The sequence below is a fragment of the Pseudomonas sp. Marseille-QA0892 genome (assembly GCF_054950135.1).
In genome coordinates this window covers 2422302-2436033 of the sequence record NZ_CM143104.1, presented here as the reverse complement: position 1 = coordinate 2436033, position 13732 = coordinate 2422302, and the positions used below count along the sequence as shown (strand labels likewise).

Annotated in this window: 12 protein-coding genes, 1 tRNA gene and 1 pseudogene; 11 read left to right on the top strand and 3 right to left on the bottom strand. The window is 59.0% G+C overall.

Annotation, left to right across the window (positions count from 1 at the left end; genetic code table 11):
• Nucleotides 1-213 precede the first annotated feature (213 nt).
• The gene (locus tag ACY8D3_RS11285; RefSeq protein WP_462378870.1) at nucleotides 214-420 is read left to right on the top strand and encodes a hypothetical protein; all 207 of its coding nucleotides are present in this window, start codon (nucleotides 214-216) and stop codon (nucleotides 418-420) included.
• A gap of 184 nt (nucleotides 421-604) precedes the next feature.
• The gene (locus ACY8D3_RS11280; RefSeq protein ID WP_462378869.1) at nucleotides 605-979 is read left to right on the top strand and encodes a response regulator; all 375 of its coding nucleotides are present in this window, start codon (nucleotides 605-607) and stop codon (nucleotides 977-979) included.
• 66 nt (nucleotides 980-1045) lie between these two features.
• On the opposite strand, the gene ACY8D3_RS11275 is transcribed toward ACY8D3_RS11280, so the two are convergent.
• Nucleotides 1046-2326, bottom strand: coding sequence for an NAD(P)/FAD-dependent oxidoreductase (locus ACY8D3_RS11275; protein WP_462378868.1), 1281 nt, complete (start codon nucleotides 2324-2326; stop codon nucleotides 1046-1048).
• A gap of 169 nt (nucleotides 2327-2495) precedes the next feature.
• Between ACY8D3_RS11275 and ACY8D3_RS11270 the strand changes: the two genes are divergently transcribed.
• From ACY8D3_RS11270 to ACY8D3_RS11245, 6 genes and pseudogenes are all read left to right on the top strand, one after another.
• Nucleotides 2496-2572, top strand: a tRNA-Val gene (locus tag ACY8D3_RS11270).
• A 202-nt stretch (nucleotides 2573-2774) separates the two neighbouring features.
• Nucleotides 2775-3029, top strand: coding sequence for a hypothetical protein (locus ACY8D3_RS11265; RefSeq protein ID WP_462378867.1), 255 nt, complete (start codon nucleotides 2775-2777; stop codon nucleotides 3027-3029).
• A gap of 253 nt (nucleotides 3030-3282) precedes the next feature.
• The gene (locus tag ACY8D3_RS11260; RefSeq protein WP_462378866.1) at nucleotides 3283-5100 is read left to right on the top strand and encodes a bifunctional diguanylate cyclase/phosphodiesterase; all 1818 of its coding nucleotides are present in this window, start codon (nucleotides 3283-3285) and stop codon (nucleotides 5098-5100) included.
• A 291-nt stretch (nucleotides 5101-5391) separates the two neighbouring features.
• Nucleotides 5392-6048, top strand: a pseudogene (locus tag ACY8D3_RS11255) (OmpA family protein); the annotation flags it as partial.
• Nucleotides 6049-6279: 231 nt separating this feature from the next.
• Nucleotides 6280-6927 (top strand): pyridoxamine 5'-phosphate oxidase, encoded by a 648-nt coding sequence (pdxH, locus tag ACY8D3_RS11250; protein WP_462378865.1) that lies wholly within the window; start codon nucleotides 6280-6282, stop codon nucleotides 6925-6927.
• 176 nt (nucleotides 6928-7103) lie between these two features.
• Nucleotides 7104-7565, top strand: a complete 462-nt coding sequence (locus ACY8D3_RS11245; RefSeq protein WP_462378864.1) for an outer membrane lipoprotein — start codon at nucleotides 7104-7106, stop codon at nucleotides 7563-7565.
• A gap of 70 nt (nucleotides 7566-7635) precedes the next feature.
• Here the strand turns inward: ACY8D3_RS11245 and mnmC are convergent, their stop codons facing one another.
• Nucleotides 7636-9588, bottom strand: a complete 1953-nt coding sequence (mnmC, locus tag ACY8D3_RS11240; RefSeq protein WP_462378863.1) for a bifunctional tRNA (5-methylaminomethyl-2-thiouridine)(34)-methyltransferase MnmC2/FAD-dependent 5-carboxymethylaminomethyl-2-thiouridine(34) oxidoreductase MnmC1 — start codon at nucleotides 9586-9588, stop codon at nucleotides 7636-7638.
• A gap of 134 nt (nucleotides 9589-9722) precedes the next feature.
• Between mnmC and pap the strand changes: the two genes are divergently transcribed.
• Entirely contained in the window at nucleotides 9723-11207 is a 1485-nt protein-coding gene (pap, locus tag ACY8D3_RS11235; RefSeq protein ID WP_462378862.1) for a polyphosphate:AMP phosphotransferase, read from the top strand.
• A 56-nt stretch (nucleotides 11208-11263) separates the two neighbouring features.
• Here pap and ACY8D3_RS11230 read toward each other — a convergent pair whose 3' ends face one another.
• On the bottom strand, nucleotides 11264-12658 hold the full coding sequence (locus tag ACY8D3_RS11230; protein WP_462378861.1) for a class II fumarate hydratase: 1395 nt from the start codon (nucleotides 12656-12658) through the stop codon (nucleotides 11264-11266).
• A 210-nt stretch (nucleotides 12659-12868) separates the two neighbouring features.
• On the opposite strand from ACY8D3_RS11230, the gene ACY8D3_RS11225 reads away from it, so the two are divergent.
• Nucleotides 12869-13378, top strand: a complete 510-nt coding sequence (locus tag ACY8D3_RS11225) for a DUF2059 domain-containing protein (RefSeq protein WP_462378860.1) — start codon at nucleotides 12869-12871, stop codon at nucleotides 13376-13378.
• On the top strand, nucleotides 13375-13689 hold the full coding sequence (locus ACY8D3_RS11220) for a BolA family protein (RefSeq protein WP_462378859.1): 315 nt from the start codon (nucleotides 13375-13377) through the stop codon (nucleotides 13687-13689). Before ACY8D3_RS11225 ends, ACY8D3_RS11220 begins: the two co-directional genes overlap by 4 nt.
• Nucleotides 13690-13732 lie beyond the last annotated feature (43 nt).

Sequence of the window (13732 nt, the reverse complement as noted above, 5' to 3'; positions counted from 1 at the left end):
ACGATGACCGACAAACGTGACGAGCAGACTCCTGAACATTCCAAGCCCGAGGAGCGTGAGCGCCTGAAAGACTTCAATAAAAATGGCATCCCTCCAGGTTCATCCTGATTCTCATACCGTCAGTCGGTTAGCGCCCGAAGTTAAAGTATCACTCGAACTTTTCTGCCTTGCTCGCTTCATACGAAGGGGTTTGAAAGCAAGAGGAGATCGGGCATGTCAAAAATACCGATGGTTTATCACCGCAACGGTTACCAGGTCACTTACGGGGAGCGTGGGTGGTTGGTTCGGCAGGACGAGCTGCCCGTTGCCGGGCCATTCCCAGATTTTCAGGAGGCGGAGCTGACAGCGAAGTCGCTGCCGCTTGCGTCCTGGCTAGGGCTGGGAAGCTGCCCGGGTCTATTGAGCAAGACTAGCAGTTGATTTCAAACTGGGTAGTTGGTCGATCGACCGAATAGCCGACGAGTGAAGTGGATAGATTGCGGCGCTACGGATGTCTGACCCTGCGCCTGCCTCCTACGTAATCCGGGAGGCAGCGTAGAGGCCGAAAGAGTATGCTGTCGCTTCAAGGCTCAATAGGCTGTTAGCTAACTGCCAGGTTTGAATAATGAGTTCGTTCGAAGAAATTGTTTTGGTCGTAGAAGATGAGCCCCAAATACTGGCGCTTCTCGTCGACTATCTGCAGGGGCAGGGCTACCGCGTTATCCCTGCAACTTGTGCATCTGAGGCATTCGATGTGCTAGCAACCAAGCCGCATCTCGATCTGCTGCTTACCGACTATAGGCTTCCTGACGATGTCTCTGGGGTGCGGATCGCCGAGGCGGCGCTGAAGCTGAGGCCTGACCTGAAGGTGATCTTCATCAGCGGTTATCCCAAGGAGATCCTTGATACCGGTAGCGAGCTTGCGCGCGAGGCACCGGTTCTTGCCAAGCCATTTTCGTTCGAGACCCTGCACGAGCAGATCGAGCGGCTTCTGAGCTGATTCACCCCAGTTATCGTGTGTAAAAAAGCGGCGCCTCGCAGGCGCCGCTTTTCGTTTACAGCAGGATCAGACGCCGAGCCTGTCACGAAGGCTATAGTACCAACTACCTATCGCTGATAAGGGAGCCTGGAAGATCCTGCCGCCGGGAAAGGGGTAATGCGGGAGGCTTGCGAATGCATCGAATCGCCCCGCTTGGCCTCTTATTGCCTCGCTCAGGATTCGCCCAGCCACGTGGGTGTAGGTCACGCCATGGCCGCTGCACCCTTGCGAGTAATAAATGTTCGCACCGAGCCGACCGACCTGTGGCAGGCGCGAAAGTGTCATGAGGAAGTTGCCTGTCCAGGCAAAGTCAATCTTTACGTCTTGAAGCTGGGGAAAGATCTTCAGCATCTTCGGGCGGATGATCGATTCGATATTTTTAGGGTTCCTGGCGCCATAAGCGACGCCGCCCCCATAGATCAGTCGGCGGTCTGCCGACAACCTGAAATAGTCGAGTAGGTAATTACAGTCCTCCACGCAGTAGTCATCCGGCAGCAAGCTGTCGGCGACAGCGGGTGCCAGGGGCTCGGTTGCGATGACCTGCGTTCCGCATGGCATTGATTTGAACGCGAGCTCAGGTACGAGATTCCCTAGGTACGCATTTCCTGCAAGGACGATAAATCGCGCGCGCACGGAGCCGCGTTCGGTATGCGCAATGGGCGTGGCGCCTTGTTCCAACCGGACCACAGGGGAGTGCTCATGGATACGGCCGCCCAGACGCTCGATGGCTAATGCTTCACCCAAGGCCAGATTCAGCGGATGGATGTGGCCACCACTTTTATCCAGAAGGCCACCTATATAAGCATTGGTATTGACGGTCGCATGGATAGCGCTTTCGTCCAATAGCTCGAGCGACCTATTTCCGTAACGCTCCCAGAGGGCTTTCCGCGATTCTAGATGTTTCATCTGCTTGGAGGTGAAGGCCGCGAAGACGCCGCCATCTTTCAGGTCACATTGGATGTCATAGCGCTGCACACGCTCTCGGATAATGCGCGCGCCCTCGAACGCCATGTGTCCCAACAGCTTCGCATTGGCTGGCGATACGTTTTGCTCAACGACATCTAAGTCTCGACTATAGCTGTTGACGATCTGGCCACCGTTTCGGCCGGATGCGCCAAAGCCGACCTTCACGGCTTCGAGGACCGTGACTTTGAAGCCTTGCTCAAGGAGGGAAACAGCCGCTGACAATCCCGTATAGCCCGCGCCGACAATGCATATGTCCGTGTCGATATGCGTCTCCAGACGCTGTCTTTCCGGAGCGGCGAGGGCCGTGGAGGCGTAATAGGAGGGCGGGTACGCATATGTCATCGTGGGGCCCTGCAGCATAATTGAACGGCCATTCGATCCTACCGGAGGGCTGCTGACTCGCCTAGAAGGCGGAACGGCGTCGCTCGGCAAAGCTTCTTCTTTTTCAGTTAGTTAGTGAAAAAGGGTGTTGACATCGAATCAGTTCTCCGTAAAATGCGCGCCACACGACAGGCACATAGCTCAGTTGGTTAGAGCACCACCTTGACATGGTGGGGGTCGTTGGTTCGAATCCAATTGTGCCTACCAAACGTTGCCACAAAAGTGGCAGTGAAAAAGGGTGATCCGGAAGGGTCGCCCTTTTTTTGTGCGCCTGGAAAAAGCATACTCGCGCAAGTCCGGTTTGGTGATGGCCAGTACCGTGGCGAGGGTTTTGTCTGCGCTGTGGACCATTGAAGCTTCGTTGCTGTCTACGCTACGCACAGTCTTGTTCGTAACGAAGGAGTCACCGATGGATGGTAAGCAGGCAGAACAGAAGTGGGAACAGTGGAAAACGAAGGCGCTCGCGGACCATTTGGGTATCACCATGGATGAGGTCTCGCGCTGGGTAACGCTGGACTACCCTAAAACCACAGACGCCGGCATAGAGTACGGCCATATTGTGCAGATATCTAAAGAGGCGCCTGAAACGCTGATTCAGAAACTGGGTGGTACATCCGTCGACATTGGTCCTCTGTTGCTGGAAGACAAGCCTGATCACGCCTGAGGCGCTATGGTACGTGACTTGGCAAGTTGACTGTGCTCTAGCTCGTGTTCGCAGGCAGGCCACAAATGCGGCGGCACCTAGCGGCACCGTTCATCGATGCCACCTCAGCAGGTAGCTATTGCACTCATGCAATTAGTGGATTAGCCATGTCACCGTTTGGAACGTACCGTTCGCACCGTCGAGTTGCATGTGTCCATAGTCTGATGGCACTGTGCTTCTATCTTAGTCCGGCCCGTGCGTCGATGAGGTCGCTATGCAGGTCAAGCCGTCCATTCCGTTGAACGAAGCCCTTCGGCAGGCTGAGGTCGAGCGGTTCATTTGTTTCGGTAATTCGGAGCGTGATCCCATCCTCGATCAGGTCGTGCGGATGGCGGCAGACTACTTCGGTGCCCCCATTGCGCTCGTGTCGATCGTCGACCGCAACCGCCAGTGGTTCAAAGCGCGTGTAGGGCTGAACGTTTCCGAAACGTCCCGGGATGCATCGTTCTGTGCGCACGCGCTGCATACACCTGTGATACTGGAAGTATGTGATGCCCAGCGCGATCCGCGGTTCAGCGGGAATCCATTGGTCACTGGCGCACCCGGTATCCGCTATTACGCGGGATATCCCCTGTTCACCAATGAAGGGCTGGCGCTCGGAAGTCTATGCATCATCGACACGAAGCCCCGCGAAGCGATGCCGGATCGGGATCGGCAGATGCTAGAAGCGTTCTCCAGATTGGTGCTGGAGCGCTTGTATGGGATGCGGGAAAGTACCTTCATCGACGCGTCAACCGGGCTCTTGAACCGGCTGCGTCTGGAGGAGGATGTCTCCCATCGCCTTCAGCAGAAGGAACGGCTGATGGTGGTGGCTGCCGAACCGGTCTCGGCCTCGGCAATGGATGGACTGGTCAAGGCGCTTGGCTTCTCTTTCGCTACCGAATTTTCCAGCCGTGCGATTGACCTGTTTCAGCAACTGTTGCCTGCCGGATGCCAGCTCTACACGATCAGCCACCAGCTTTATGCCTTTGCCATCGACCAAACCGATGTCGAGCAGGCCGAGCAGCTGTTCAGTCGGCTGACCGCAGCGTTCAGCGTCCCGCTGGAATGCCGGGGCGTACCCGTGCTTCCGCAGATGGGTATCGGCGTGCTGCCGATGCGTGCTGGTGATGATACGGGCGACTGGGTAAGACTTGCCGTGAGCGCGGCAACGGAAGCGCGTCAGGGCGGAACCGGCTGGGCCTATTACGACCCCAGGACCGACAAGCTACAGCAGCGCAGTACGCTATTATTGAACGCGCTGGCGGAGGCAGTCCGGCTGCCTGACCAGTTGCGGCTCGTGTATCAGCCGCGTGTCGATTTCTCCACCGGCAAATGCTCTTCGGTCGAAGCCTTGATCCGCTGGACGCATCCAGTTCTTGGGGAAATCAGTCCAGGCGAGTTCATTCCGCTTGCAGAAACGACCGCATCGATTCGTCAAATCACCCTTTGGGTAATTCGCCGCGCAGTTGCGCAGGCCGCCGAATGGAAGGCCGCCGGGCTCAACTTGAATGTCTCGATCAACATCTCGGCCATGGACCTCGTAGACGATTCGCTCTGTGTAGCTCTGGTTGCGTTGTTTGATGAATATCGAGTGGATGGCACCGCGTTCGAGCTCGAGTTTACGGAGAGTTCGCTCGTGCAAGACTTTGCATCTGTCCGCGATCAGCTCGCCCGGCTCAGGGAGCTGGGCCTGACCATCTCAATCGATGACTTCGGTAGCGGCTATAGCAATTGGGCGCATCTGCGCGAAATCCCCGCAAGTGTCGTAAAGCTGGACCGCTCCTTCATGGGGAACCTCCTGCCAGGGCAGAGCGACTGGAGCATTGTGAGGGGCCTCATCAGCATCACCCGCGAACTCAACCTGCGGGTCGTGGCCGAAGGGGTGGAGACAGAGCTGGTTTATCACCTCATGCGGGGGTGGGGATGTCATGAGGTGCAGGGCTACTTCATTGCCCGGCCGATGGCACCTGATGCCTTCGTGGAGTGGCACCGCTTACGCCAGCGCCCGACGCCCTTGTTGGCGGACATCAGCCCCTTCGAGCCGCGCTGATCCACGTCTCGATTCCTGCATTTCATTACGTTTATTGCTGGCTTGCACCCGCCGCGCACGGTAACGTGAGCGGCGCTGTGAACGGTGGTGCGGCCGGACCTGTATTATGCGTTACGGAAGAACACCGCATGATCGGTTGCGTCTGTTTACCTAGCGTGATACCGCTCGTCAGCTGCTTCCAGATAGTCTTTGCTAATTAACAAGTTGCGGCCAGAATCTAATACGGCACGTTAAATTCATCGGTGCCGATCATTTTTATCCAAGATCATCCTAATTTCATGGAGCCTGTTCATGACCCTGTTGAGGACTACCACCGCGCTATGCCTATTTGCGTTCGTCACCGGCTGTAGCTCGACAGGGGAACAGGGTTCCTGGTGGCCCTTCGGAAAGAAGGATGAGCCGGTTGCGGAAGCGCCCAAGATCGACGTCAAGGCGACTCAAGCCTGGATGGACACCTACGAGCCTGTGCTTCGTGAGGCCATCAAGGACAGCAAGATGCAGCTCGAGCGCAAGGAAAACGTGCTCGTGGTGACCGCGCCTGTAGATGATTCCTTCAACCCCGACCGCCCGGGCATGCTGCTTCCCAAGACGCTTGGCCCGTTTACTCGCGTCGCAAAGGCCGTCGAGTCCGATGCCAAGACCGGCATTCTTGTGCTCGGCCACGCCGATACGAGCGGCGCTGACGAAACCAATCGCAAGCTGAGCCTCGAGCGGGCCCAGGCCGTAGGTGCGATCTTCCGCCTCAGTGGGCTGCAACGTGACCGTCTCATGCTCAAAGGGGTAGGTTCTGATGTTCCGCGCGCTGCGAACGATAGCGCCCAAGGCCGTTCCCTGAACCGTCGCGTAGAAATTATCCTCACGCCACAAGATACGCTGGTTGCGCTGCTCACCCAGTATTCCCAGCCGCCGGTTGCTGTCGCTCAGGTCGCTGCGACTGAGAAAGCTAAGTAACGCGACTTGATGAAGCCCCGCCTCCGGATGGAACCGGAGGCGGGGCTTCTTCGTTTCTGGCATTTGCCGCGCGATCGAAATGTTCAGCTTTCCGACATACCAGCCTCGCTATGCTCGGTACATCAGGCGCGCTGTGGTGAGATTGAGGAGGGTCCTCCCATCCTATCCCATCCTGTACTGCGATGCCTTACCATGCGGACTGCCTATTCATACAGTCGGAGCATCCAGATGAAGCCCTCATTGGCGGACATGCGTCGTGACTACACCCGTGAAGGCCTGGACGAAGCCCAGGCACCCATGGAACCGTTCGAGCTTTTCAAACGCTGGTTCGACGAAGCCACACAGACCGAGACGGCGCCGGTTGAACCGAATGCCGCAAGCCTTGCAACGGTCGACGCTGATGGGCGTCCTCATTGTCGGGTGCTTTTACTGAAGGGTCTGGACGATCGTGGTTTTACGTTCTTCACGAATTACGAGAGCGCAAAGGGACGCCAGCTGGCCAATAACCCATACGCGGCGATGACGTTCTTCTGGCCGACGCTTGAGCGACAGGTTCGCATCGAAGGTCAGGTAGAAAAGGTCACTCATGAGGAGTCGGACGCCTATTTTCAGGTGCGTCCGCTAGGAAGCCGGCTGGGCGCCTGGGCATCACCGCAGAGTCGAGTTATCGAGGGGCGGGAGACACTGGAGCAGTTGCTCGCTGAAACACAGGCACGCTTTCGGGATGACGCGCCGCATTGCCCAGAGCACTGGGGCGGCTATCGTCTGGTACCGGATCGCATGGAGTTCTGGCAGGGCCGTCCGAGCCGTCTCCATGATCGATTGGAATATGTGTCTGCGGACACTGGTTGGTCGCGCCAGCGTCTTGCGCCCTGAACCAACCCCTTGAAAACAATGGGCGAATGCTGGGCCGTTCGACGGAACGGCCGAAGCACTGAAGACAATCCAGCCTCCTGATGGTCAAACCATCTGCGGCTAGGGTCTACGTTAGACCTGCATACACAAACTCGAGCGGTATTGCCGCGTTTTCTACTGCCACAGAGGACATCGCCATGCGTAGTAAATCAACCATCGTCGCGGTCGCTGCCTTCGCCATTTTCCTTGGCGGCTGCGCTTCGAATCAGTCGGGAAGTGTGTATTCCCGTGATGAAGCCCGACAAGTGCAGACGGTACGAATGGGGACCATTCAGGCGCTGCGCCCCGTGCAGATCGAAGGTACCAAGACGCCCATCGGCACCGGTGCCGGCGCTGCGATCGGCGGTATTGCCGGTAGCGGTGTAGGCGGCGGCCGCGGTAGTTACGTGGCGGCGATCGTAGGTGCGTTGGCCGGTGGCCTTGCGGGCGCTGCTGCGGAAGAGGGCTACACCCGTTCCGACGGTGTCGAGATCACGGTCCGCGAAGATGACGGCAGCACGCGTGCCTACGTCCAGGAAGTCCAGAAGAACGAGATTTTCCAAGTGGGCGATCGCGTTCGCATCATGACGGTGAACGGTACCAGCCGCGTAACGCGCTGAAGGCCAGAACCAAAAAGCCGAGTCACGAGACTCGGCTTTTCCATGCCTGGCGATAGGCCTCCGGTAGTGGTCACGCTTGGCCACGAATGAGCCGGCGTAGCATGAACCGGTTCGGATGGCACGCTTCCGCAACATCTCGCGGGATCGGTAGGGGTTCGTCATTCAACCAGGCTGCGACGAGCTCCCCGCTCAACGGGGCGGTGATAAGTCCGCGGGAGCCATGGGCCGTGTTTACATAGAGACCGTTCAGCCAGGGGCAGGGCGCATCCGGAACCTGTCGGGCGTCCTTTGCGAGGATGCCGTAGGCTTCCATGAAGCGTTCCTCATTTGCCAGTGGGCCCACCAGTGGCAAGTAGTCCGGGCTCGTGCAACGGAACGCGGCGCGCCCAGCCCAAGCCTTTGGGTCATCATGGTCTGCAGAAAGCTCGGGCGACAGCGCACGCAGCAGGTCGAGGTTTTGCGCGTGCTCTTCTTCGCTCGGGGTCGTGTCAGTACGGCCGAAGGCAAAGCTCGCACCGAGCGTATGCTGGCCCAGGCGCGGCGGTGCGATGTAGCCCTCAGCACATATGACCGTTTTCAACCCTTGGCTCTTTTCAGACGCCGGCAGGTAACTGATCTGCCCCCGAATACGCTTGAGGGGCAACCCGCGTGTCGCTTCGAACCCTGCGGTATCGGCGGCGCTTGCAATAACCACAACGGGCGCGCTTCCGATCTCCCCAGCGTCTGACGCAACCGCCCACCCATCAAGCCTGCGCTCAACCGAGAGGACGCCCGTGTGCGTGATGACCGTGATCGATGGATGGAGCAGCCACGCACGGCATAGTGCAGGCGGATGGACCCAACCCGCCTCGGGATAGAAGAGCCCGCCTGCTGGCACCTTTGAGCCGGCGATCGCTTGCGCCTCCGCCTGGTCGACCTGGCGCAACAAGCCGCTGCCGAAGTGCTCTGAAAGCGCCTGTTGGCGTTTGGCTTCCTTCGGGTCGAAACCGAGCTGGAGGACACCACAGTCGTCCCAATCATGTCCCCGCTCAAAGCGTTCCAATAAGCGGCGGGTATAGCCGAAGCCACTGATAACCAGCCGGGACAGGGCTGTTCCATGTGCGGAAAGCTTCAAATAAAGCACGCCCTGGGGGTTGCCGGAAGCCTCCTGCGCCGGTTCGCCGTGTCGCTCGATGACGGTCACGGACCATCCCCGCTGCGCCAGGCTGTGCGCGGTAGCACACCCCGCCAGCCCTGCGCCGACCACGATAGCCGTGCGCGGTTTGTCCGAAATTGCCGGCCGAGCGAACCAGGGCTTCGAGGCAGGGATCACATCGCCTTTATAGATTCCGGCCAGCATCTCGCGTTTGTGTCCATAGCCCTTGACCTTGCAGACATCGAACCCGGCTTCACCCAACCCCCGGCGGACCACACCAGCCGAGGTGAAGGTCGCAACTGTCGTGCCGAGGACCGAAAGCCTGGCCATTTGGCTGAATAGCTCGAGCGTCCACATGTCCGGGTTTTTCGACGGTGCGAATCCATCCAGGAACCAAGCGTCGATCCGTGCATCGAGCGTAGGTAGCGCGGAGTGAACGTCGTCGATGATCAGCGTCAGCGACACCCGGCCGCCGGCGAATGAGAAGCGCTGGTAGCCCTCGCTCACGGCACGATAGCTTTTGATCAGTTGTTCGCTCCAGTGCGCCAGTTCCGGCCATAAGGCAAGTGCGCGAATGAGATCCTCCCGCTGGAGCGGGTATCGTTCGACGCTTATGAAGTGCAGACGCGCGTTGCCCGGCGCGATCTGATCGAAGGCTTGCCATGCGCACAGGAAATTGAGGCCTGTACCAAAGCCCGTTTCGCCGATCACGAACAGATCGGTGTCGCCAAGCGCTGCGAACCGGTGTTCGAGTGCGTTGTGATGCAGGAACACATGGCGCGTTTCTTCCAGGCCATTTGCTCGCGAGAAATAAACATCGCCAAACACGCGGGAATGCGGCTGGCCCTGATCGTCCCAGTCAAGTTGGGCGTGCTCGGAATGGATCATCGAAGCTCCTCGGATAGGACGGCAATTCTACGATGGAACACGCCGGTGAGCGCTTTCGGCGTCGGTCGATGTCTACAGGCTATGCTTTCCGAATCGTCACATCTTTGTTAGCCGAGGTTTGCCAGGAGTCGTTAATGTTCGAAGCTGCGGAAATTGGTCATCGCATCGATAAGAAAACCTACGAAAAGAGTCTGCCCGCGCTGCGCGAAGCACTGCTGTCGGCCCAGCACGCGCTTTATGCCCAGGCCCGCTTTCCTGTCATCATCCTCATCAATGGGATCGAAGGTGCGGGTAAGGGCGAAACCGTGAAGCTGCTCAATGAGTGGATGGACCCGCGACTTATCCAGGTAGAAACCTTCGATATCAAGACAGACGAAGAGCGTGCCAGACCACCCGCCTGGCGTTACTGGCGCCGGCTGCCCGCGAAGGGGCGGGTGGGTGTGCTGTTTGGTAACTGGTACAGTCAGATGCTGCAGAACCGCGTGCATGGCGAGATCGACAATGCCGATCTTGACCATGCTATCGACCAGGCGCTCAAGCTCGAGCAGATGCTCTGTGACGAGGGTGCTCTGGTCCTCAAGTTCTGGTTCCACCTCTCTAAGAAAAAGATGGATGAACGGCTCGAGACCCTGAAAGACGACCCCCTTCACAGCTGGAGGCTCAGCCCGCTCGACTGGCAGCAGTCGAAGACCTACGACCGTTTCGTGAAGTACGGTGAGCGCGTCTTGCGTGCAACCAGTCGAGAGCACGCCCCATGGCACATCATCGAAGGCGAGGACGCCAACTACCGCAGCTTGACCTTCGGGCAGTTGTTGTTGGATAGCCTCCAGGCGGCGCTCGACCGCCCGGCAACGCCAAGGCTGTCCCATGCTGCCCCACCAATCCCCAGCCTCGACGGCAAGACGCTGCTCGACAGCCTGGACCTCGACCGGACGCTGGACAAGGACACCTACAAGGAAGCTTTGACGCGGGAGCAGGGACGGCTGTCGCTGTTGATGCGCGATTCCAAAATGAAGAAGCACGCGGTGGTGGCGCTCTTCGAAGGCAACGACGCCGCAGGGAAGGGGAGCGCAATACGGCGTGTTTCAGGTGCGCTCGACCCCCGGCAGTACCGAATCGTACCCATCGCAGCGCCCACCGATGAAGAGCGCGCGCAGCCCTACCTTTGGCGGTTCTGGCGACACATTCCGGCGCATGGCAAGTTCACCGTGTTCGACCGCTCCTGGTATGGCAGGGTCTTGGTCGAGCGCGTGGAAGGTTTCTGTTCGACCGCAGACTGGCTCAGGGCATACGGCGAAATCAACGACTTCGAAGAGCAGTTGCACGAGGCCGGGATCGTGCTGGTCAAGTTCTGGATGGCGATCGACAAGGCGACGCAGCTGGAGCGGTTCGAAGAGCGAGAAGCCACGCCGTTCAAGCAATTCAAGATCACCGAAGAAGATTGGCGCAACCGCGAAAAGTGGGACGACTACGCAGCAGCTGTCAACGACATGGTCGATCGTACCAGTACCTCGATAGCACCCTGGACGCTCGTCGAGGCGAATGACAAGCGCTACGCGCGGATCAAGGTACTGCGCACCCTTAATGACGCGATAGAGAAGCGACTGAAGAAGAACTGACGGCTCATCTAGACATGAATAAAGGCGCCATGGGCGCCGTTATTCAGTGGAGGCATTTACTCGCCCTTGCCGGGGGCCAGCATGTCCTCGGCGCGCACCCAGCTGTCGAACTGTTCGTTCGTCAGGTGGCCGAGTTCCACTGCGGTTTCACGTAGCGTCTTGCCTTCGGCATACGCCTTCTTCGCGATCTCGGCGGCCTTGTCGTACCCAATGTGCGGATTGAGCGCGGTGACGAGCATCAGTCCGCGTTCCAGATGGGCGGCCATCTGCGCTTCGTCCGCTTCCATGCCTTCGATGCAGTGCTCATTGAAGTTGCGACAGCCATCGGCCAGCAGGCGAATGGACTGCAGCACGTTATGGATGATCACGGGCTTGAACACATTCAGCTGCAGATGGCCCTGGCTGGCCGCAAAACCCACCGCAGCGTCGTTGCCCATCACTTGGCAGGCGAGCATGGAGAGCGCCTCGCATTGGGTCGGGTTGACCTTGCCCGGCATGATCGAACTGCCGGGCTCGTTTGCAGGCAGCCGCACTTCGGCAAGGCCCGCTCGGGGACCAGAGCCCAGCAGACGCAGGTCGTTTGCAATTTTCATCAGCGCTACTGCCAGCGTCTTGAGTGCACCGGAAAGGTAGGTCAACGGCTCGTGACCCGAGAGCGCCGCGAACTTGTTTGGCGCTGAAACGAGCGGCAGACCGGACAGTGCTGCAAGCTCCGCCGCGATTGCTTCGCTGAAGCCTTGAGGTGAGTTCAGACCGGTCCCTACCGCCGTACCGCCCTGTGCCAGTTCGCAGACCATGGGCAGCGCGCCGCGAATTGCGCGCTCGGCATAATCCAGTTGAGCGACGAACGCGGACAGTTCCTGGCCGAATGTCACGGGCGTTGCATCCATCATGTGCGTACGGCCGGTTTTCACCAGCTGCATGTAGCGTACCGATTTCGCGGCGAGCCCGCCCGAGAGCTCGCCAATAGCGGGCAGCAGTTGGTCGTGGATCGCCTGCACAGTTGCGATGTGCATGGCTGTCGGGAAGCAGTCGTTGGAGCTCTGGCCGCGGTTTACGTGATCGTTCGGGTGAACCGGGCTTTTGCCGCCACGTTCGTTCCCAGCCAGTTCGTTGGCGCGTCCGGCAATCACTTCGTTGACGTTCATGTTGGTCTGAGTGCCGCTTCCGGTCTGCCAGACCACCAGCGGGAACTGGTCGTTGTGCTTGCCGGCGAGGACTTCGTCAGCGGCCTGTTCGATGAGGCGTGCGATATCCGGTGGCAGCTGGCCCGTCCGAGCATTCACGCGCGCCGCGGCCTTCTTGATCAATGCCAGCGCATGAGCGACTTGCAGCGGCATGGGCTGCTCGCCAATGGCGAAGTTGATCAAGGAGCGTTGGGTCTGTGCGCCCCAATACGCATCGTCAGGTACTTCGATCGGGCCCAGGCTATCGCTTTCGGTACGGCTCATGATTGGCTCCCTGTGAGTGTGGATCGAACGAGTGTAGTCGGTGATCCTGAAAATAAGAAGTATTCGCACTGGGCGATACTGCACGTACCCTATACCTGACAGGTTCGACGGGGTCGCAGTTGCATGCAGGCCATTCGGCCGGCTCCCTTGAGCCAGGCTCGGCGCAAGCGCAGAATGGCCCGTTCGTACACCTATGGTGAGGAGTTGTAGATGAAGCACCGCCACATCCTGTTCGCCTGCTGCCTGCTTGGCATGGCGTCAAGCGGCGCCTGGGCCGATGCCAAGAGCCATGAGGCCGAGGCCGAACGTTTTCTGAAGCTGGCGCAAGCGGACAAGTTGACCGTACCGGTCTACGCGCAGGTGCAAGACATGTTCGCGCAGCGCTTCGAAGAAGCCAAAGCGCCGGCATCCAAGAAACCGACGCTCGAGCGGTACCAGGCCCAGGCCAATACAGCACTCGACAAGGCGGTCGGCTGGAACCAGATCAAGCCCGACATGGTGAAACTGTATACGACGAATTTTTCCGAGGGCGAGCTCAAGGAGCTCATTGCGTTCTACCAGTCGCCGCTTGGCAAGAAAGTGATGCAGCGTCTGCCGGCGCTGAATGCCGAGTCGGCCGAAATCGCACAATCTCGCCTCGAAAAAGCGGTGCCTGAGGTCAATGGCCTGATGGAGCAGATGAGCAAGGAGCTGGGCGCACCCGCCCAGTCGAAGCCATGAGCATGCGCGAACGATTGCTACAGTCTCTGGATGGCCTTTCGCCCGCTTACCTGGAGGTCCTCGACGAGAGCCACATGCACAGTCGGGGGAGCGAATCCCACTTCAAGGCGACCATTGTCAGCGAGGCGTTCGAAGGCTTGAACGCGGTCAAGCGCCACCAGAAGGTCTATGGCACGCTTGGCGAGTTGATGAGCCAGTTCCACGCCTTGGCCCTACATACCTACACCCCGGCGGAATGGGCGGAGCGGGGCGGGGACGTGCCGGAATCGCCGACTTGTCGTGGCGGGAGCAAGCACGACCTGGCCGGCTGACCCTGTCGAACATGGATGCGGGATGCGAGCTCCCGCACCCATG

Excerpts from the sequence above, each read along its gene's own strand:
- ACY8D3_RS11225 (WP_462378860.1), top strand. The coding sequence starts at position 12,869 with ATGAAGCACCGCCACATCCTGTTCGCCTGCTGCCTGCTTGGCATGGCG.
- pap (WP_462378862.1), top strand. The coding sequence starts at position 9,723 with ATGTTCGAAGCTGCGGAAATTGGTCATCGCATCGATAAGAAAACCTAC.
- ACY8D3_RS11285 (WP_462378870.1), top strand. The coding sequence starts at position 214 with ATGTCAAAAATACCGATGGTTTATCACCGCAACGGTTACCAGGTCACT.
- ACY8D3_RS11280 (WP_462378869.1), top strand. The coding sequence starts at position 605 with ATGAGTTCGTTCGAAGAAATTGTTTTGGTCGTAGAAGATGAGCCCCAA.
- ACY8D3_RS11275 (WP_462378868.1), bottom strand. The coding sequence starts at position 2,326 with ATGACATATGCGTACCCGCCCTCCTATTACGCCTCCACGGCCCTCGCC.
- ACY8D3_RS11245 (WP_462378864.1), top strand. The coding sequence starts at position 7,104 with ATGCGTAGTAAATCAACCATCGTCGCGGTCGCTGCCTTCGCCATTTTC.
- ACY8D3_RS11220 (WP_462378859.1), top strand. The coding sequence starts at position 13,375 with ATGAGCATGCGCGAACGATTGCTACAGTCTCTGGATGGCCTTTCGCCC.
- mnmC (WP_462378863.1), bottom strand. The coding sequence starts at position 9,588 with ATGATCCATTCCGAGCACGCCCAACTTGACTGGGACGATCAGGGCCAG.
- pdxH (WP_462378865.1), top strand. The coding sequence starts at position 6,280 with ATGAAGCCCTCATTGGCGGACATGCGTCGTGACTACACCCGTGAAGGC.
- ACY8D3_RS11265 (WP_462378867.1), top strand. The coding sequence starts at position 2,775 with ATGGATGGTAAGCAGGCAGAACAGAAGTGGGAACAGTGGAAAACGAAG.
- ACY8D3_RS11260 (WP_462378866.1), top strand. The coding sequence starts at position 3,283 with ATGCAGGTCAAGCCGTCCATTCCGTTGAACGAAGCCCTTCGGCAGGCT.
- ACY8D3_RS11230 (WP_462378861.1), bottom strand. The coding sequence starts at position 12,658 with ATGAGCCGTACCGAAAGCGATAGCCTGGGCCCGATCGAAGTACCTGAC.